15 protein-coding genes are annotated in these 19031 nt (G+C 43.7%); all 15 read right to left on the bottom strand.

Translation table 11 applies throughout. The features are described from left to right. Complete coding sequence (gene murC / locus PSF42_RS08720) at positions 1-1464, bottom strand: UDP-N-acetylmuramate--L-alanine ligase (protein ID WP_125891415.1); 1464 nt, start codon at positions 1462-1464, stop codon at positions 1-3. A gap of 46 nt (positions 1465-1510) precedes the next feature. Beyond that, complete coding sequence (murG, locus tag PSF42_RS08715; RefSeq protein ID WP_272679848.1) at positions 1511-2584, bottom strand: undecaprenyldiphospho-muramoylpentapeptide beta-N-acetylglucosaminyltransferase; 1074 nt, start codon at positions 2582-2584, stop codon at positions 1511-1513. Then, entirely contained in the window at positions 2581-3774 is a 1194-nt protein-coding gene (ftsW, locus tag PSF42_RS08710; protein WP_272679847.1) for a cell division protein FtsW, read from the bottom strand. The genes murG and ftsW overlap by 4 nt, the downstream gene beginning before the upstream one ends. Next, positions 3774-5084 (bottom strand): UDP-N-acetylmuramoyl-L-alanine--D-glutamate ligase, encoded by a 1311-nt coding sequence (gene murD, locus PSF42_RS08705; protein ID WP_272679846.1) that lies wholly within the window; start codon positions 5082-5084, stop codon positions 3774-3776. Before murD ends, ftsW begins: the two co-directional genes overlap by 1 nt. Position 5085: 1 nt before the next feature. Continuing rightward, on the bottom strand, positions 5086-6168 hold the full coding sequence (mraY, locus tag PSF42_RS08700; protein WP_004262035.1) for a phospho-N-acetylmuramoyl-pentapeptide-transferase: 1083 nt from the start codon (positions 6166-6168) through the stop codon (positions 5086-5088). Further along, positions 6162-7526 (bottom strand): UDP-N-acetylmuramoyl-tripeptide--D-alanyl-D-alanine ligase, encoded by a 1365-nt coding sequence (gene murF, locus PSF42_RS08695; RefSeq protein WP_272679845.1) that lies wholly within the window; start codon positions 7524-7526, stop codon positions 6162-6164. Before murF ends, mraY begins: the two co-directional genes overlap by 7 nt. Continuing rightward, a complete protein-coding gene (murE, locus tag PSF42_RS08690; RefSeq protein WP_125891420.1) occupies positions 7523-9010 on the bottom strand; it encodes a UDP-N-acetylmuramoyl-L-alanyl-D-glutamate--2,6-diaminopimelate ligase in 1488 nt (495 codons plus the stop codon). Before murE ends, murF begins: the two co-directional genes overlap by 4 nt. Continuing rightward, on the bottom strand, positions 8997-10763 hold the full coding sequence (gene ftsI / locus PSF42_RS08685; protein ID WP_213914487.1) for a peptidoglycan glycosyltransferase FtsI: 1767 nt from the start codon (positions 10761-10763) through the stop codon (positions 8997-8999). The genes murE and ftsI overlap by 14 nt, the downstream gene beginning before the upstream one ends. A gap of 11 nt (positions 10764-10774) precedes the next feature. Beyond that, complete coding sequence (gene ftsL, locus PSF42_RS08680) at positions 10775-11095, bottom strand: cell division protein FtsL (RefSeq protein ID WP_102137387.1); 321 nt, start codon at positions 11093-11095, stop codon at positions 10775-10777. After that, positions 11095-12048 (bottom strand): 16S rRNA (cytosine(1402)-N(4))-methyltransferase RsmH, encoded by a 954-nt coding sequence (rsmH, locus tag PSF42_RS08675; protein ID WP_272679844.1) that lies wholly within the window; start codon positions 12046-12048, stop codon positions 11095-11097. The genes ftsL and rsmH overlap by 1 nt, the downstream gene beginning before the upstream one ends. Before the next feature lie 2 nt (positions 12049-12050). Further along, positions 12051-12509: a division/cell wall cluster transcriptional repressor MraZ gene (mraZ, locus tag PSF42_RS08670; protein ID WP_213914486.1), complete on the bottom strand. Its 459-nt coding sequence runs from the start codon at positions 12507-12509 to the stop codon at positions 12051-12053. 695 nt (positions 12510-13204) lie between these two features. Then, positions 13205-14218: a catabolite repressor/activator gene (cra, locus tag PSF42_RS08665; protein ID WP_125891422.1), complete on the bottom strand. Its 1014-nt coding sequence runs from the start codon at positions 14216-14218 to the stop codon at positions 13205-13207. An 84-nt stretch (positions 14219-14302) separates the two neighbouring features. Next, positions 14303-14794, bottom strand: coding sequence for an acetolactate synthase small subunit (gene ilvN, locus PSF42_RS08660; protein WP_004262045.1), 492 nt, complete (start codon positions 14792-14794; stop codon positions 14303-14305). A gap of 2 nt (positions 14795-14796) precedes the next feature. Beyond that, a complete protein-coding gene (gene ilvI, locus PSF42_RS08655) occupies positions 14797-16524 on the bottom strand; it encodes an acetolactate synthase 3 large subunit (protein ID WP_272679843.1) in 1728 nt (575 codons plus the stop codon). Positions 16525-16886: 362 nt separating this feature from the next. Continuing rightward, complete coding sequence (locus PSF42_RS08650) at positions 16887-18719, bottom strand: AMP-dependent synthetase/ligase (protein WP_125891424.1); 1833 nt, start codon at positions 18717-18719, stop codon at positions 16887-16889. Between the last annotated feature and the right edge of the window lie 312 nt (positions 18720-19031).

Raw genomic sequence — 19031 nt, 5'->3', positions numbered from 1 at the left:
TTATTCCTCAACCATCGGTGGCTGTAATTTTGCTTCAGCCAGACTTTTCGCTATTTTACCAATATTTCCTGCGCCTTGAACTAAAATTAAATCATTTTCATCAAGAGTTTGAGCTAAAATATGTGGAATTTGTTCAGTATCTGCGACATAAATAGGATCAATCTGACCGCGACCACGAATTGTTCTGCATAATGAGCGGCTATCTGCACCCGGTACATGCTTTTCACCCGCTGAATATACATCTAACATTAGCAGCACATCTACTTGCCCTAAAACATTAACAAAATCATCGTATAAGTCACGAGTACGAGTATAACGATGCGGTTGGAATACCATAACAATGCGTTTATCTGGCCAACCTGCTCTCGCAGCTTTAATCGTTGCGTCAACTTCCGTTGGGTGGTGACCATAGTCATCGACTAGCATCACTTCCCCCTCTTTACCATTCACATTACGCAGAGGGAAATTCCCTAGGAAATCAAAGCGACGACCCGTACCTTGAAATTCAACTAGTGCAGATAAAATATGAAGGTCATCAATACCTTCTTCAGTTGCAACAGCAACGGCTGCCGTCGCATTGAGGGCATTGTGACGCCCCGGTGCATTTAGCACTACTGTCAGTTCTGGCATATTTTCACGAGCAATGGTGAAAAAGCCTTGATTCCCTTTTTGCTCATATTGGGTGATACGCACATCAGCGTCTTCACTAAAACCATACGTGGTAATGTAACGACCAATTTTTGGTAGTAACGAGCGGATCACGGGGTCATCAATACACATCACTGCACGCCCGTAAAATGGCAGATTGTGCAAGAAATTAATGAACGTATTCGTTAAATTATCGAAATCGCCTTGGTAAGTGTCCATATGGTCGGCTTCGATATTGGTCACAACAGCAACTAACGGTTGCAAATGTAAGAACGAAGCATCGCTTTCATCAGCTTCCGCAATCAAGTAGCGGCTACTACCTAAACGGGCGTGTGTGCCTGCTGATTTAACTAACCCGCCATTGACGAATGTAGGGTCTAAACCGGCTTGTGCGTAAATCCCAGAAATCATTGCTGTGGTGGTGGTTTTCCCGTGGGTACCTGCAACGGCAATACCATGACGGTAACGCATTAATTCAGCTAACATTTCTGCACGACGAATAACTGGAATACGCAATTCGTTGGCCGCTTGAATTTCAGGGTTCTCGCTTGAAATCGCTGTTGATACGACGACAACACTCGCATTTTCAACGTTCTCTGGGCGGTGATTAAAATAAATCGTAGCGCCTAATGCGGTTAGTTGTTGCGTCACTGCATTGGGTGCTAAATCTGAACCACTAATTTCATAGCCTTCATTTGCCAACACTTCAGCGATACCACCCATGCCAGCACCACCGATGCCGACAAAATGGATGTGCCTGACTCTTCTCATTTCTGGCACTGATGTTCTTAATTTCGCTAATTGTTGTGTATTCACTATATTTCTTCGCTTCTAATTAATTCGGTATCAATTATGGCTAATATTATTTAGCCACTTCGCAAATCACGGCAGCAACTCGCTCTGTTGCATCAGTAATTGCACAGCTATGCGCTTTTTCAGCCATTGAAAGTAATTCGTTTCTATCCCATTGCGCTAATAAGCTCGCCACAGCATCTGCGGTAAATTGTGACTGTTCTAAAATTTTAGCCGCTCCCGCTTTTTCTAGCGGTAATGCATTCCAATACTGTTGACGGTCTTTATGTTGAAAAGGAACAAAAATAGCCGGTAAACCTGCGGCTGCAATTTCACTGACTGTTAGTGCACCAGACCGACAAACAACAATATCTGCCCATGCGTAAGCTTGCGCCATATCATCAATAAATTCAGTAACTTTATACTCGGAATTGCCTGAAACTTGCATATGCTCATTATACAATGCTTCTGTTGATTCCTTACTGCCTTTTCCCGCTTGATGCCAGATATTTAACTGTTTGCCTACTTTTTCAGCAACAAGAGGCATCACTTGATTCAAAACCCGTGCTCCTTGGCTACCACCAACAACTAAAACACGTACAGCGCCTTCACGGCCTGCTAGGCGTACTTGGGGTGCTGGTAGTGCTAAAACATCCTCACGTACCGGGTTCCCGACAACGGGTGCATTAGGAAATGCGCCTGGAAAGGCTTGTAATACTCTTTTTGCAATTCGAGATAGCCATTTATTCGTTAACCCTGCGATACCATTTTGTTCATGAAGTACAACCGGTACACCGCATTGCCATGCCGCAATACCACCAGGACCTGAAACATAGCCCCCCATGCCTAATACCGCATCGGGTTGATAACGTTTGATAATCGTTCTTGCTTGGCGGATAGCTTTATAAATACGCCATGGAGCCCCCAGTTGTGCAGCAATACCTTTACCCCTGAGCCCTGAAATTTGAATAAATTCAATATCAATACCATGCTTAGGGACTAATGTGGCTTCCATTCTGTCAGCCGTACCTAACCAACGAATTTCCCACCCTTGAGCCTGCAAATAATGAGCCACGGCTAAACCTGGGAACACATGCCCTCCGGTACCACCTGCCATGACGAGTAATTTCTTTGCCTGACTCATTTAGTGCTCCTTACAAACGCCTGCGCTTTTTCAAGGCGTGTTTCAAAATCAATTCTCAGTAATATCGCAATGGCGGCAGCCATCACCAGTAAACTTGAACCACCATAACTAATGAGTGGCAATGTTAACCCTTTTGTCGGCAACATACCTGATGCGGCTCCGACGTTAACCAAGGCTTGGAAGGTAAACCAAATACCAATTGAACAAGCCAAATAACCACCAAATAATTGCTTTGACATCAATGCCCTGCGGCCAATCATCATTGCCCTAAATGCCAACATGAAGACCATCAATAAAACCAATACCACGCCAAAGTACCCGAGTTCCTCAGCTAAGACAGAGAAAATAAAGTCAGTGTGTGCTTCTGGCAAGTATTCTAATTTTTGTACTGAGTTACCAAGGCCTTGCCCAAACATTTCACCACGACCAAAGGCCATTAAAGATTGGGTTAGCTGATAACCACTGCCAAAAGGATCATCCCACGGGTTCAAAAATGACGTCACTCGACGTAAACGGTACGGCTCGAACCAAATCAAAGCCAATACCCCCACTGCACAAGCGGCAATACCAATAATAAATGGCGCTAACCTTGCTCCCGCTAAAAACAACAGACCGAGAGTGGTTACCACGAGTACGATAACAGTCCCTAAGTCAGGTTGTAGTAAAAGCAATGACGCCATAACAATCAAAATACACATCGGCTTGATAAAACCAAGAAAACGGGTTTTGACTTCATCAGACTTGCGCACTAAATAACTGGACACGTAACAAAATAACGTAAATTTCGAAATTTCTGCCGGTTGAATTTTTACCAAACCGATGTCTATCCAGCGTGATGCTCCGTTAACTGAACTACCTGCGACCAGTACCACAACGAGCATGCCAAGTGAAACCATCAACAAGACGAAGTTATACTTTTCCCAAACAGCCATCGGAATACGCATGACAACTAGGGCTAAAATAAACGCGATAACGATATACACCACATCGCGCTTAGCGAAATAAAAAGGATCTTCCGTTAAGCGCTGGCCAACAGGCATAGAAGCGGATGTGACCATGATAAAACCCACTGCGGCTAAACCGAATGCCAACCACACTAATGTACGGTCGTAAAGCGTTGAGCCTGAAATCACGCCATTTTTTTCACCAATGACCCAATTTTTTAAACGCATCGCACCCGGTATCGTCATTAACCTAACTCCTGGGCTAATTGAGCAAAGACAGCTCCACGCTGCTCAAAACTTTTAAACTGATCCAAGCTGGCACATGCAGGGGATAACAACACCATGTCCCCCGCTTTTAATTGTGGCGCAATTTGGCGTAAGCTTTGTTCCATAGTTTCAGTCAAGACGGATTTTTCAGGGGCCATATCGGCTAATGCTTTCCCATCACGACCAAAACAGTATAGACGGTAGTTATCCGCAGCAATATATTGTTTTAATGGTGAAAAATCAGCTGACTTACCATCACCACCCAATAATAAATAGATATTGCCATCCACATGTAACCCATTTAACGCCGCTTCCGTACTTCCAACATTGGTGGCTTTAGAGTCATTAATCCAGCGTACACCGTTGTTGAATAACACTAACTCGAAGCGATGTGCTAACCCCGTATACTCTTTCAATACTTGAAGGCACGCTGGGCGAGGAATATTCACGGCATCTGCCAATGCTAACGCAGCCAACCCATTGAGATAATTATGTTGACCCGTTAAGTGCATTTCGTTGACATCAAACAGCACTTTCCCTTTCGCCACTAACACCCGTTTTTGAGTATCAAAGAAATAGTCACCACTATTTAAGCCAAAGCTAATGCATTCATCCAATGTATGGTTCGAAGGTAAGGTCAGCGCATCTTGCACGTTAACAATGCAGTTTTTGGCATTATGATAAATTTTTAATTTCGCATCACGGTACTGCTCTAAGCCTAATGGATATCTATCCATATGATCTTCACTAATATTTAAGACCGTCGCTGCCGTCGCTTCTAAGCTTGATGTGGTTTCTAATTGGAAGCTTGAAAGCTCTAAAACGTATAAACGATGCCCCGCATTGAGTAATGAAAGTGCGGGCGTACCAATGTTGCCACCAACACCAACAGAAATACCCGCGGCTTTCGCCATTTCACCCACCAATGATGTGACAGTACTTTTACCATTTGAACCTGTAATGGCGACAATCGGTGCATCCGCTTCACGGCAAAACAGTTCGATATCACCCACAATTTCGATGCCGTTTTCTGCCGCTTGCTGCAACTGAGGCGTTGCCAACGCAATTCCTGGGCTCGCGACAATTAAATCGGCGGCCTGTAGCCAGCTATTATTTAAGCTACCACTGTGGCATTCCACATTTGCCGGGAGTTTGTCTACCCCCGGTGGTACTGAACGGGTATCCATAACACGCGGCACAACACCGCGAGCAAGGAAAAAGTGAACGCAAGATAGGCCGGTTACCCCCAGCCCAATAATGACTACGCTCTTACCCTGATAATCGACCATCTTAACGCACCTTTAAGGTTGCCAGCCCAATCAGGACTAGCATTAATGAGATAATCCAGAAACGCACGATAACACGTGGTTCTGGCCAACCCTTCAATTCATAATGGTGGTGAATTGGTGCCATACGGAAAATACGTTGTCCGCGCAATTTAAATGAACCGACTTGTAAAATAACTGACAGTGTCTCAACGACGAACACACCGCCCATAATCACCAGTAAAAACTCTTGGCGCAGTAATACCGCAATAGTCCCTAGAGCACCGCCAAGTGCCAATGAGCCAACATCCCCCATAAACACTTGCGCTGGATAAGTGTTAAACCATAAGAAACCTAGCCCTGCCCCCACAATGGCAGTACAGACAATCACCAGTTCACCTGCATGGGGTAAAAATGGAATATGTAAGTAGCTGGCAAAGTTGACGTTACCTGTTGCCCATGCCACTAATGCAAAGCCTGCGGCAACAAATACCGTTGGCATGATAGCTAAGCCATCCAAACCATCTGTGAGGTTTACGGCGTTACTGGTTCCAACAATCACAAAATACGTCAGCAAAATATACAGCATGCCCAGTTGTGGCATCACATCTTTGAAAAATGGCACGACCAATTGCGTCGCAGGGGTATCTTTACCAATCGCATACATGGAAAAGGCAACAATTAACGCAATCACCGATTGCCAGAAATATTTCCAACGGGCGATTAAACCACGCGTGTCTTTACGAACCACTTTACGGTAGTCGTCAACAAAACCGACTATGCCATACCCAACAAGCACGAGCAGAACACACCAAACGTAAGGGTTGTCTAAGCGCGCCCATAGCAACGTTGAAACGGTGATTGAAAATAAAATCAATAACCCGCCCATAGTTGGGGTTCCACGTTTACTAAAATGAGACTCTGGGCCTTCGTTACGAACGACTTGGCCAATTTGCATTTTTTGCAGGTAAGCAATTAAATGAGGCCCCATCCACAATGCAATAGCGAGTGCTGTTAGCAAACCGACAATGGCCCTGAACGTCAAATAAGAGAAGACGTTCAGAACAGAAAACTTGTGGACCAACATTTCGGCAAGCCAGACTAACATTCGAAGCACTCCTTCAATGCATTCACGACATCTTCCATCGCGGAGCTGCGTGAACCTTTAACTAAAATAGAAACAACGTCCTTCTGCTGCGCTAGCGGAATTAGTCGGGTTAATAAATCTGCTTTCACGGTGAAATGCTCACCACATTCACTAAATTGGCTGATCAACTCACTTAGTTGACCAACACTGAATACTTTGTCTAAACCAGCCTGCTTAGCGGCAACACCAACACGCTGATGGCAATCTTCTGCATAATCGCCTAGCTCTCCCATATCCCCCACCACCAAGATACGGTAGCCCGGCATTTTTTCGAGGACATGAATTGCCGCGATCATTGAGCCATCATTGGCATTATAAGTGTCGTCTAATACCACTTTGTGCTCACTTAAGCGCACGGGATATAAACGCCCTGGTACCGCTTGTGTTTTTGCTAAGCCGTTTTTGATATCTTCTAGGCTAGCACCCACTGAAATCGCCAATGCACTCGCCGCTAACACATTCGCGATATTATGTAGCCCCGGTAATGGTAAGGTGATATCAACGCTTCCAACAGGGGTATGTAACACAAAATCCGTTGTCAGCTGTTTTACTTGGATATCAGAAGGATAGAAATCTGCTTTTGCTTGCGGTGTTAACGAGTAATACCAAACGGTTTGGCGTGGCTGAAACTGCCATTTGTCACTGTAGCTATCAAGGTTAACAATCGCAGTTCCTTCTTCAGGAACACCTTGATAAATTTCACCTTTGGCTGTCGCAACCCCTTCTGGTGAACCAAAGCCCGCTAAGTGCGCAGCAAATAAATTGTTAACTAACGCGGCTTCTGGTTTGACGATATGGGTTGTATAGGCAATTTCATTTGGGTGATTTGCACCCATTTCTATCACAGCGAAGTCATCATCATGAGTTAAACGAAACAGTGTCAAAGGCACACCAATATCGTTGTTTAAATTACCGGCGGTATATAAGGTTTTACCACGCTCAGATAAAATGGATGCGGTCATTTCTTTAACAGATGTTTTGCCTGAAGAGCCCGTCAAACCAACAATTCGAGCTCTACTTTGCTGACGAACCCATGCCGCTAACTGCCCCATGGCAATGCGAGTGTCTCTCACGATAACTTGAGGGCAATCCACGTCCAGCTTGCGCTCAACGAGTAACGCTTTCGCCCCCACAGCCACCACTTGCTGTGCAAAATCATGAGCGTCGAAGCGTTCGCCTTTTAAAGCAATAAAGAGACAGTTTTCAGCAATTTTACGGCTATCCGTACTCACTGCGCTGATCAAGAGCGTTGTATCTGGAGCAGATTCAACCTTCCCTTGAGTAATTTGTGCCAGTTGTGCGAGTGTTAGCGAGATCATGCGATTACCCCCAACAGACGGGCTACCGTTAGACGGTCTGAGTAATCTAACTTACGGTTGCCAATAATTTGATAATCTTCATGACCTTTACCAGCGATCACAATCATGTCATCAGGGGATGCCTGCAAAATAGTGTTTGTCACGGCTTCTGGGCGACCCGGAATGGCCAAAGCACGGCTTGAATCTAATAAGCCCGCCATGATGTCGTTGATAATATCAATTGGGTCTTCGCTGCGTGGGTTATCGTCAGTGATAACGATTTTATCTGCATACTCTTCCGCGGCTGCTCCCATTAGAGGGCGCTTACCTTTGTCACGGTCACCACCGCACCCAAATACGCACCAAAGTTGCCCTTTACAATGTAAACGCGCTGCCGCTAAAGCTTTTTCTAATGCGTCTGGGGTATGTGCATAGTCGACAACAACGGTCGGTTTATTTGGTGCACTGAACACTTCCATTCGACCGCAAACAGGCGACAATGAAGAGGCCGCCGCAAGCAGTTTATCCAATGGATACTCCATCATTAGCAAGGTTGCCATTGCAACTAATAAGTTGCTGACATTAAATGCCCCCATCAGTGGGCTTTCAAATGCGCCTTTGCCCCACGTGGAGTCAAAATGAATGGTCGCGCCCTTGTCGTGGTATTCCACTTCAGTGGCCTTCAACCATGGCCCTTGCCAGTTTGCTGGGATACGGTTTTCCATCGTAACAGCGCAGGCTTGTGGTAAACGTTGTAGCCATTTCAAGCCAATAACATCATCTGCATTAATGATTTGCGATTTTGTATTATGCGTAGAAAACAATAGCCATTTCGCGGCTTCATAGCTTTCCATATCACCGTGATAGTCAAGGTGGTCACGGCTTAAGTTAGTAAACACAGCAGCATCAAACTGTAAATCGGCAACACGCCCTTGCACTAAGCCATGGGAAGACACTTCCATCGCGGTTAATGTTGCTTTTTGGTTTAATAATTGGGTCAATTCAAGTTGGATATCTACCGCAGAACCCGTCGTATTTTCACTTGGTGATACATGGCCTAATAGACCATTACCCACGGTACCCATTACAGCGCTAGTTTCCCCTAACCCTTGAGCCCACTGAGCAATTAATTGTGTCGTAGTTGTTTTGCCATTAGTACCGGTCACACCGACAAGTTTCATATTTGCTGATGGCTGCTGATAAAACTTACCTGCAAGGGCTGATAAACGGTTATTTAGGTCATTTAAATAAATAACAGGAACGCCATGAACGAAACGGATTTCACCTTCAACAGCTTCATCTTCCGCTTCTGCTATCACAGCAGAAACCCCTTGCGCAATGGCTTGAGGAATATAGTGTCGCCCATCCGATTGATGGCCTTTTATTGCAATAAACAGATCGCCCGCGGCAGCCTTTCGACTGTCTAGCGTCATCTCACGCAGTGAGATTGGAGTTGTGCTCACACCAAAGGGTGAGAGAAGATCACAAAGATTACGATCTGCCACTTTTAACCTCTTTTTGACTATTTACAATTTCATTTTGTTCGTTTGGTTGTAATGCATCGGGTTCAACGTTCATCAATCGTAAAACGCCTCCCATAATCGAACCAAATACAGGCGCAGATACTGCACCACCATAATAACTACCCGCGCTTGGCTCATTAATAAGCACCACTAACGCATAGCGTGGATTGCTCGCAGGCGCAACACCAGCAGCGTAAGCCAAATATTTATTAATATAACGCCCTTCAGGACCCACTTTTTTCGCAGTCCCTGTTTTAATAGCAATACGGTAGCCTTTAATCGCTGCTCGTGCTCCCCCGCCTCCGGGTAAAGCCACGCTTTCCATCATATGAACCACTGTTCGCATGATTGGTTCAGGAAAAACACGCGTTCCTGACACTGGTGGGTCAACTTTCGTGATGGATAGAGGCCGATAAATACCAAAACTACCAATGGTTGCGTAGGCTCGCGCTAGCTGTAACGGTGTTACCATTTGCCCGTAGCCAAAAGAAAAGGTGGCCCTATCTAAATCAGACCACCGTGTTTTTTTACTTGGAAAGATGCCACTACTTTCCCCGACTAACCCCAGATTAGTCGGCTTGCCAAACCCAAAGCGGCTATACACATCCACCAACTCTGTGGCTGGCATCGCTAACGCCAGTTTAGAAACACCCACGTTACTCGACTTCTGTAAAATCCCAGTGATTGTTAATTCTGCATACCGGGCAACATCTTTGATTTCATGTCCACTAATACGATACGGATAAGTATTAAGTACTGTATTTTCTTTGATAATTTTATTATGGAGTGCACTCATAACCACCATCGGCTTTACCGTCGAACCCGGTTCGAAAATATCCGTAATGGCACGGTTACGCATTGCATCCATTGATGTACCGGTTAAGTTATTTGGGTTGTAGGATGGGCTATTCGCCATCGCTAAAATTTCACCGGTATGAACATCCACTAAAATTGCCACACCCGATTCAGCTTTGTTTTCCTGCACGCCACGTGTGAGTTCACGGTAAACAATCGATTGAATTCGTTCATCAATACTTAATGTCAAATTATGCGCGGCTTGGCTATCAATAGACGAAATCGTTTCAATTACTCGCCCATTACGGTCTTTACGGACTGTACGTTCGCCCGGCGCACCTTTTAACCAACGGTCAAAGCTTTTTTCAACGCCTTCAATGCCTTCGCCATCAATATTTGTTACCCCCAATAAGTGAGCGGTAACTGGGCCTGATGGGTAATAACGACGAGACTCTTTGCGTAAGTAAATACCCGGTATTTTTAGTTTTTTAACGTAATCGCCAATAGAGGGGTTAACTTGACGCGCTAAATACACAAAACGGCCTCTTGGATTGGCCGATATTTTGCTCGTAATTTGTTCTAATGGAATTTCAAGTGCGTCTGCAAGTGCTTTCCAGTGTTCGTCATTGCTGATCCCCCCTTTTTCAAACACCTCTTTGGGGTCTGCCCAAATCGCATTGACTGGCACACTGACTGCAAGTTGCCGCCCTTCTCGGTCGCTTATCATACCTCGAGAGGTTGCAACTTCTTGCACTCGTAAAGAGCGCATATCGCCTTCTTTCACCAGTTTCTCTGGCGCAATAATTTGCAGATAAGCCACCCGCGTCAGCAACCCTGCTAACGCCAAGACAATGCATCCGCACAGCAAAATAAAGCGCCAGCGGACAAAGCTGGTGCTTTCTTCTTGTTTCTTGTTTTTCGCTGTTTTTGGTGCTTTCATTAGGAACCTTTTTATTGCTTAGAAACAATAATTTTTTCTTGTGATGGTTCAACTTGTACCATCTGTAATTTTTCAACCGATAAACGTTCTATTCGGCTATGGCTCGCAAGGGCATTTTCTTCAAGGATCAGATTGCGCCATTCGATATCTAATAAGTCTTTTTCTTCATACAATTTATCTTTTGCGGCCGTTAACAAACGCGTTTCATGTGCGGTAGTCACGACAAAAACGGCACTAATTATAATTGCAGACAATAAAATCAAAGGAACGATGCCATAACGAAATAAATCACGCCCAATGACGCGTGCTAGGCTGTGCCTTTCTGGAACCATTATTCCGCCGCCTTTTCAGCAAACCGCAACACGGAACTCCGTGCGCGTGGGTTTTCGTCAATTTCGTTTTCCGAAGGTTTCATCTTGCCTAAGTCACGTAACTGCGCTGCACCTAACGCTTTAATCTGCGTTTCAGTCAGAGGGATACCTGCTGGTACTGATGGCCCTTTACTGTTTTTGCGGATAAACCGCTTGACTAACCTGTCTTCCAAAGAATGGAAGCTGATAACCGATAAACGACCTTGTGGCGCTAAAACGTTCATTGCGCCTTCTAGCGCTTTTTCTATCTCTTCCAATTCACTGTTGATATAAATTCGTATGGCTTGGAAGCTACGCGTCGCTGGGTGTTTGTGCCGATCTTTCATCGGACTAACCTTTGCGATTAATTCAGCTAGATGCCGTGTGCGCGTTAATGGCTCTTCTTCTGGGTTATGGTTACGCTCAACAATCGCTCTTGCAATTCGTTTTGCAAAACGCTCTTCGCCAAAAGTTTTTAAAACCCAAGCAATGTCATCCGCTTCTGCGTCCATCAGCCATTGCTGTGCAGATTGCCCCTTGGTTGGGTCCATTCGCATATCTAAAGGCCCGTCACGCATAAATGAAAAACCACGCTCTGGGTCATCTAACTGCGGTGAAGAGACGCCTAAATCCAGCAATACGCCATCAATTTGCCCAACTAAACCTTCTTCTTCCACATACTCTGCAATCGAAGAAAATGGGCCATGTTTTATCATAAAGCGTGGGTCATCAATCGCTTGAGCTGCTTTTATCGCTTCTGGGTCACGGTCAATGGCGATCAACCGCCCTTGTTCGCCAAGCTGGCTTAATATCAGCCTTGAATGGCCCCCACGACCAAATGTGCCGTCGATATAAATACCGTTAGGTTTAATGTTTAAGCCATTAACGGCTTCATCTAGTAATACTGTTACGTGTTTAAATTGCTGTTGCGTCATTATTAAAGTGACAAATCCTGTAAGCGGGCTGAAAGTGGTTCACTGGTAAGGCGCTCAGCGGCAATGTCATCTTCCACTTGCTGATACCAAGTTTGTTCATCCCAAAGTTCAAATTTATTAATCTGGCCAACCAACATGACCTCTTTTGTTAGCCCTGCATGCTGACGCAATGTATTGGCTAACAAAAGACGCCCCGCGTTGTCCATTTGACATTCACTTGCATGCCCCAATAACAGCCGTTGCACGCGTCGTTCCGCTGGGTTCATCGTCGATAACCGAGAAAGTTTTTCTTCGATAATCTCCCACTCCGGTAAGGTATAAAGCAGTAGGCACGGCTGGTGAAGGTCAATGGTACAGACCATTTGCCCTTTCGATTCCTCGTTCAGCATACCTCGGTAACGAGTCGGCACGGTTAGACGCCCTTTGCTGTCGAGATTAACCAGTGTTGCCCCACGAAACATACCCGATTATACCCCTTTTATTTTCAACTCACCCACTTTACCCCACAATTCACCACATATAAAGTTTACGAATGGTATGAAAACGTTGTCAAGCCAGTCGCTCTCAGCTTTAGCTTTATTTACAGAACAATTCAGAAAAAATAAGAATAGGTAAAATATAACTTGGAAAGAAAATGGGAAATAACAGGTTGATATAATTAATATATTTTATAGAGTGCAACTTAAATAAGCGTGATCACTATAGATTGCTGCAAAATCATACAAATCATCATAAATTCAACTTATGTCTCATTTTTAATCAGTATATCTTGTACCGGTAATTTACTTTTATTGAGTCCTCAAATAATCGTTAATATCTAGCAATGATAAAATCACCTCGAAAGAAAAATAAAATCATTAGATATCAACACAATAAATAACTGTTTTAATAAACAGTGTTTAATTTTAAATATTTATCGCACGAATCAATAATACAGCCACAATCAATTTGTATTAATTTCATCATCCAATTTAGCTTTCATTTTAAAATCAGCAATAAATATATTAAGATAAATCCTAAAGTTAAATATTTACCAACTTTTAGCCTATAAAAAAAAAGCCCCTACAAGGTAGGGGCCGTTATATTACTCATTATTGTGACTAACATCACTCATTATCGTGTAAATATTCGCTGTTCGATTAAAGTTAGGTCTGTTTTATGACAACTTACGACCTAAACTTCCACGGCGACATAAATCACGACGAATACGAGTAATACCCGCTTCTGGCTTTTGCTTTTCATCAAGGCTGGCAAGTACCAATTCTAAAATACGTTCAGCGATATCTCTGTGACGCTGTGCAAGGGACAGCACTGGGCATTCAAGAAAATCTAATAACTCGTTATCACCAAATGTGGCAATAACCATGTGCTCAGGTAAACGACCACTACGCTTCAACGCAACATCCAAGACACCTTGTAGTAAGGAAAATGATGTTGTAAATAACGCGTCTGGCATCTCATTACCGCTATCCAGCCAATGCGCAAACACCTCTGCGGCTGAATCTCGTTCATAGCTATTTGCATACAGGTAATCAATCTTGCGCGGGTCTTCATTCCACGCCTTACGGAAACCTTGTTCGCGTAAATAGCTGACTGACAGTTCAGGTAACGCCCCTAAATACAACACTGACTCAGCTTTAAATTTACGCAATTCTGCTGAAATCATGAAAGCATCTTCTTGGTCATCACCAACGACACTAATAAAGTGTTCTTTTTCAAGGGCTCTATCAAGTGCGATAATCGGTAACGAACGGTTCGCCCAGCGCTGATAAAACGGGTGCTCTGGCGGTAATGCCGTCGAGACAATAATCGCATCAACTTGCCGCTGTAAAAGGTGTTCAACACAGCGGATTTCATTGTCGGGTTGGTCTTCTGAGCACGCTATCAGCAATTGATAACCACGCTGACGCGCCTGCCTTTCAAGGTAATTTGCTATACGGGTATAGCTCGTATTTTCCAAGTCAGGGATCACTAACCCAATCGAACGGGTTCGCCCTGCTCGTAGCCCCGCAGCAACTGCATTTGGATGGTAATTGTGTTCTCTGACGACTGCCATCACTTTTTCTACAGTTTTATCGCTGACTCGATACTGCTTGGCCTTGCCGTTGATCACATAACTAGCCGTTGTGCGGGAAACACCCGCTAGACGGGCTATCTCATCCAGTTTCACGTTAACCTCTTTACAATTTTGGGAATAGCCCCGAGTCATTCGGGGCCTTAAACGCGTTTATTCTACCTTCGGATGATAAATTTTTCATCGCATAATTTTATCACCGCGTGAAACACCGACGATCCCTGAGCGCACAACTTCAACAATTTCAGCAACACCACGTACTGATTCGATGAAAGCATCCAGTTTTTCGCTTGTTCCCGCTAGCTGAACGGTATAAAGCGTTGGAGTGACATCAACAATTTGTCCACGGAAAATATCCGCACAACGTTTCACTTCATCACGCCCATATCCAGAGGCTTGTAGCTTCACTAACATGATTTCACGTTCGATATGTGCTGACGCCGTCAGCTCACTGACGCGCAGCACATCAACCAATTTATGCAATTGTTTCTCAATTTGCTCAAGAACCTTTGCATCCCCTTTCGTTTGAATCGTCATACGTGACAAGGTTGGGTCATCTGTTGGTGCAACGGTCAAACTTTCAATATTATAACCACGCTGAGAAAACAGACCGATGACACGGGACAAAGCACCTGATTCATTTTCTAATAAAACGGATAAAATACGACGCATGATCAGGTCCTCTCTGTTTTGCTCAACCACATTTCATCCATCGCGCCACCACGGATCTGCATTGGATAAACGTGCTCAGTTTCATCAATATTGACATCAACGAAAACTAATCGCTGATTTTCATTCACTTCAACAAGGGCTTGTTTTAGTTTTTCTTCTAGCTCATCAGGTGTTGATATTGAAATACCAACGTGGCCATAGGCTTGCGCTAACTTGATAAAATCAGGCAATGACTGCATGTAGGATTGTGAGTGACGGCCTTGATAAATCATATCCTGCCACTGTTTTACCATACCTAAGAAACCATTATTTAAGTTAAGCACTAAAACCGGTAAGCCATATTGCAGGGCAGTTGAAAGCTCTTGGATGTTCATCTGGATACTGCCATCCCCTGTCACACAGACAACGGTCGATTTTGGATGTGCTAATTTCACCCCTAATGCGGCAGGCAAACCAAACCCCATCGTTCCAAGCCCTCCAGAGTTTATCCAGTGGCGAGGTTTATTAAAGGGATAATACAGTGCCGCGAACATTTGGTGCTGCCCAACGTCAGACGTCACATAGGCTTCGCCCTTTGTTAAACGGTAAATCATTTCAATGGCTTGTTGTGGTTTAACTTTGGTTTGGCTTGTTTCATAACGTAAGCATTGTTTACTACGCCACTGTTCAATGTCTTTCCACCATGCAGTGAGTGCTTGGCTATCTTGTTTCGCTGAAGCCTGATCTAACTGACCTAACATTTGCTTTAATGTAAGTTTCGCATCACCCACAATTGGAATATCTGCATTAACTGTTTTTGAAATAGACGTTGGGTCAACATCAATTTGGATAACAGTCGCATTTGGGCAATATTTTTCTAAGTTGTTTGTTGTTCTATCATCAAAACGAACACCAACAGCAAAAATTACATCAGAGTTATGCATAACCTTGTTGGCTTCGTAGGTTCCATGCATTCCAAGCATACCCACAGATTGCTTGTGAGTTTCAGGAAAAGCCCCTAACCCCATTAAGGTTGATACCACTGGCAATTGTAGTTTTTCTGCCAACTCAATGAGTTCCGCAGAGCAATTCGCATTAATCGCCCCTCCGCCAATATAAAAAACCGGTTTTTTTGCCGAAACCAATTTGGTTAATGCTTTTTTGATTTGGCCTTTATGGCCTTGCAACGTTGGGTTATAGGAACGTAGAGAAACGTTTTCGGGATAACGGTAAGCAAACTTCAAGGCGGGGTTAACAGTGTCTTTAGGGAAATCAATCACCACAGGGCCTGGACGCCCACTTGCTGCAATGTAAAATGCTTTCTTGATGGTTTCAGGAATTTCTTCTGCGCTTTTAATTAAAAAACTGTGTTTAACGATTGGCCTTGAAATTCCAACCATGTCGCACTCTTGGAATGCATCATTACCAATTAGCGAGCTTGCAACTTGCCCCGATAACACCACCATCGGTACAGAGTCCATGTACGCCGTCGCTATACCCGTAATCGCATTCGTTGCCCCAGGACCGGATGTCACTAAAACAACCCCAACATCCCCTGTTGAACGTGCATAGCCATCAGCCATATGTACCGCAGCTTGTTCATGGCGCACTAAAATATGCTCGACCCCGCCAACCGTATGAAGTGCATCATAAATATCTAATACTGCACCGCCTGGATAACCAAACACGTGCTTTACTCCTTGGTCAATCAACGATTTGACGACCATTTCCGCTCCCGACAACATCTCCATGAGTTTGCCCCCAGACATTATTTGCAAGTGAAGAGGTATGATCTACCCCTTTGTTTTTATCATTTAAATTATGAAATTCGTGCTATTAACATATCGCTCTGGCTGAAACGAAGCAAACACCATTTCAGTACAAGGATCACGAAACTTTCACATCATCTTGAACATGGGTATTTGATAGATAAATTAACTGCAGATAAAAATAATGGGAGAAAAAATGACTGGTATGAATGAAAATACAGCGCAAATTTAATTAGTTGGAACCGTTAAAGTTTTAATATTAAGCAATTATCTAAATGAATTGATAAAAATAGAACAAAAACAAGACCTGACTTACCCGCAATACGAGTAAGTCAGGTTATAAATTATTCTTTGTACATTGATTCAATTTCTAATTGATAGCGCTCAGAAATAATTTTACGTCTCAGCTTTAAAGTCGGTGTTAATTCGCCTTTTTCCATTGAAAAAGTGGTAGGTAACAAAGTAAAGCGCTTAACTTGATGAAAATTTTCAATATTTTTCTGTAAATCTCTTAAACGACCTTCAAATAATGCCACAATATTCGAGTCTTTTAAGAGTTCTAAACGATCCCGATATTTCAGGTTTATTGAGTTCGCATATTCTTCCAAGCTCTCATAGCAAGGCACGATCAGTGCTGAAACAAACTTACGTGCATCGGCAATGACTGCAATGTGTTCAATAAACTTGTCTTGCCCTAATACGCCTTCAATCATTTGTGGTGCAATATATTTTCCGTTAGACGTTTTCATTAAATCTTTTAGTCTATCTGTAATATATAAATTACCTTGTTCGTCAATTTTCCCTGCATCACCCGTTTTTAACCAGCCATCCGCAGTAAACGTATCTAAGGTTTCAATCGGGCGGTTGTAATAGCCTTTCATAACCACCGGCCCTTTCACTTGTATTTCATCATCTTTGCCAATACGCACTGAAACAGATGATAGCGGTGTACCAATCGAGCCTAATGGGTACTTGCCTTCTTCCCAGCAAGATACCGTAGCGCAGGTCTCTGACATACCATAGCCATATTTGATATTTACCCCAGCGGAAAGGAAAAACGCTATCACATCGTCATCTAGACGAGCGCCTGCGGCTGGCATGAAGCGAATTCGCCCCCCTAACCCTTCGCGAATTTTATTGAGAACCAGTTTGTCAACCATCGGGAAAATAGCGCGGTTAATAAAAGAGGGTTTGCGGCCTTTTGCTAATGCTTTCACTCGGCTTCTGCCAAGGGATATTGCACAGCGAAATAGCGCTCTACGTACTAGAGGCGCTTTTGCGACTTTACTTTGTATTGCTGAATAAACTTTTTCATAAAAACGAGGAACCGCACACATTACTGTCGGTTTTACTTCAGCTAATGCTTCCCTAACCTGATTGGTGTCCGTGAGGTAAACGTTTAGTGCACCGACGTGCATAACGTAAAAACTCCACGCACGTTCAAAAACATGTGAAAGTGGTAAGAAACTTAAAGAGACGTCATCAGCAGTTAGTTGTAACCGTTCGTCATGGAGATACAGTTGCGCAGCCATGTTGTAGTAATCCAACATAACGCCTTTCGGTTCTCCGGTGGTGCCTGATGTATAGATGATGGTAAATAAATCACTGAGATTATGTGCAGCGATGCGGTCATCAAGTTCTGCTTGGTAAGCAGTTTGTGATTGCACCATAAAGGTGGATAAATGCAGTGTGTCAATTGAGATATCAGCTAACTCAACATTGTCATTCATCACAACAATCGTTGTTAATTGAGGGCAAAGAGCTGGTAATTGGCATGCCACTTGATATTGCGCTTCTTCCCCAACAAACAATACTTTAATATTCGCGTCATTAATAATATACGCGGCTTGCTCGATACTGCTAGTTGCATAAAGTGGCACCGTGACAGCCCTAATTTGTAGCGCGGCAAAGTCAACCAATGACCAGTTCATACTGTTATGGGCAAATAACCCAATATTTTCTTGTGCGATAACGTTTAATGCTAAAAGGCGAAGAGAAATCGCTGATGTACGATCGCCAACTTCCCCCCACGTTAATGAGCTACGTTGCCCGTTATCCCATTGACTGAAAGCTATCCGGTTCGCCGATTCGTGTGCAGTAACTCTGCTACGTAGGCGATTAACCAAGTGGTATGGATATAGATTTTCAGTAATCAAAGTGTATTCCCTATAAGTCATTATCGATATAAGTTACTCGGCACATTCACAAGCACTTAACCATTCTTATTATTTCAGCTTACAAGTGTTAGCTGAATATTCGAAGTGTATAGACTAAAGAGATGCGTGAAAAGCATTTATATGTAAATTTTTTGCAAATGTTATGTCTGCAACAAAACACATCATAGTGCTAACTATAATGCGTTAACTATCTTGAAGGTGTGTATATTTGTCAGTGCGCCTGCAAAAACATAGAGATTGTAAACCTTAACAAAATGACTATTTATTTTTCATTATGTCTAAGACAGCTTACAACCTCTCACAATGTTTATA

This window comes from Providencia sp. PROV032, assembly GCF_028484875.1.
Taxonomy (GTDB): domain Bacteria; phylum Pseudomonadota; class Gammaproteobacteria; order Enterobacterales; family Enterobacteriaceae; genus Providencia; species Providencia rettgeri_E.
This window is presented reverse-complemented; position numbering and strand designations above follow the sequence as displayed.

Bases quoted from the DNA above. Each gene is read 5' to 3' on its own strand.
- ftsW (WP_272679847.1), bottom strand. From the start codon at position 3,774: ATGACGATACCGGGTGCGATGCGTTTAAAAAATTGGGTCATTGGTGAA.
- mraY (WP_004262035.1), bottom strand. From the start codon at position 6,168: ATGTTAGTCTGGCTTGCCGAAATGTTGGTCCACAAGTTTTCTGTTCTG.
- ftsL (WP_102137387.1), bottom strand. From the start codon at position 11,095: ATGGTTCCAGAAAGGCACAGCCTAGCACGCGTCATTGGGCGTGATTTA.
- mraZ (WP_213914486.1), bottom strand. From the start codon at position 12,509: ATGTTTCGTGGGGCAACACTGGTTAATCTCGACAGCAAAGGGCGTCTA.
- ilvI (WP_272679843.1), bottom strand. From the start codon at position 16,524: ATGGAGATGTTGTCGGGAGCGGAAATGGTCGTCAAATCGTTGATTGAC.
- murG (WP_272679848.1), bottom strand. From the start codon at position 2,584: ATGAGTCAGGCAAAGAAATTACTCGTCATGGCAGGTGGTACCGGAGGG.
- murD (WP_272679846.1), bottom strand. From the start codon at position 5,084: ATGGTCGATTATCAGGGTAAGAGCGTAGTCATTATTGGGCTGGGGGTA.
- PSF42_RS08650 (WP_125891424.1), bottom strand. From the start codon at position 18,719: ATGACTTATAGGGAATACACTTTGATTACTGAAAATCTATATCCATAC.
- ilvN (WP_004262045.1), bottom strand. From the start codon at position 14,794: ATGCGTCGTATTTTATCCGTTTTATTAGAAAATGAATCAGGTGCTTTG.
- murF (WP_272679845.1), bottom strand. From the start codon at position 7,526: ATGATCTCGCTAACACTCGCACAACTGGCACAAATTACTCAAGGGAAG.
- rsmH (WP_272679844.1), bottom strand. From the start codon at position 12,048: ATGACGCAACAGCAATTTAAACACGTAACAGTATTACTAGATGAAGCC.
- ftsI (WP_213914487.1), bottom strand. From the start codon at position 10,763: ATGAAAGCACCAAAAACAGCGAAAAACAAGAAACAAGAAGAAAGCACC.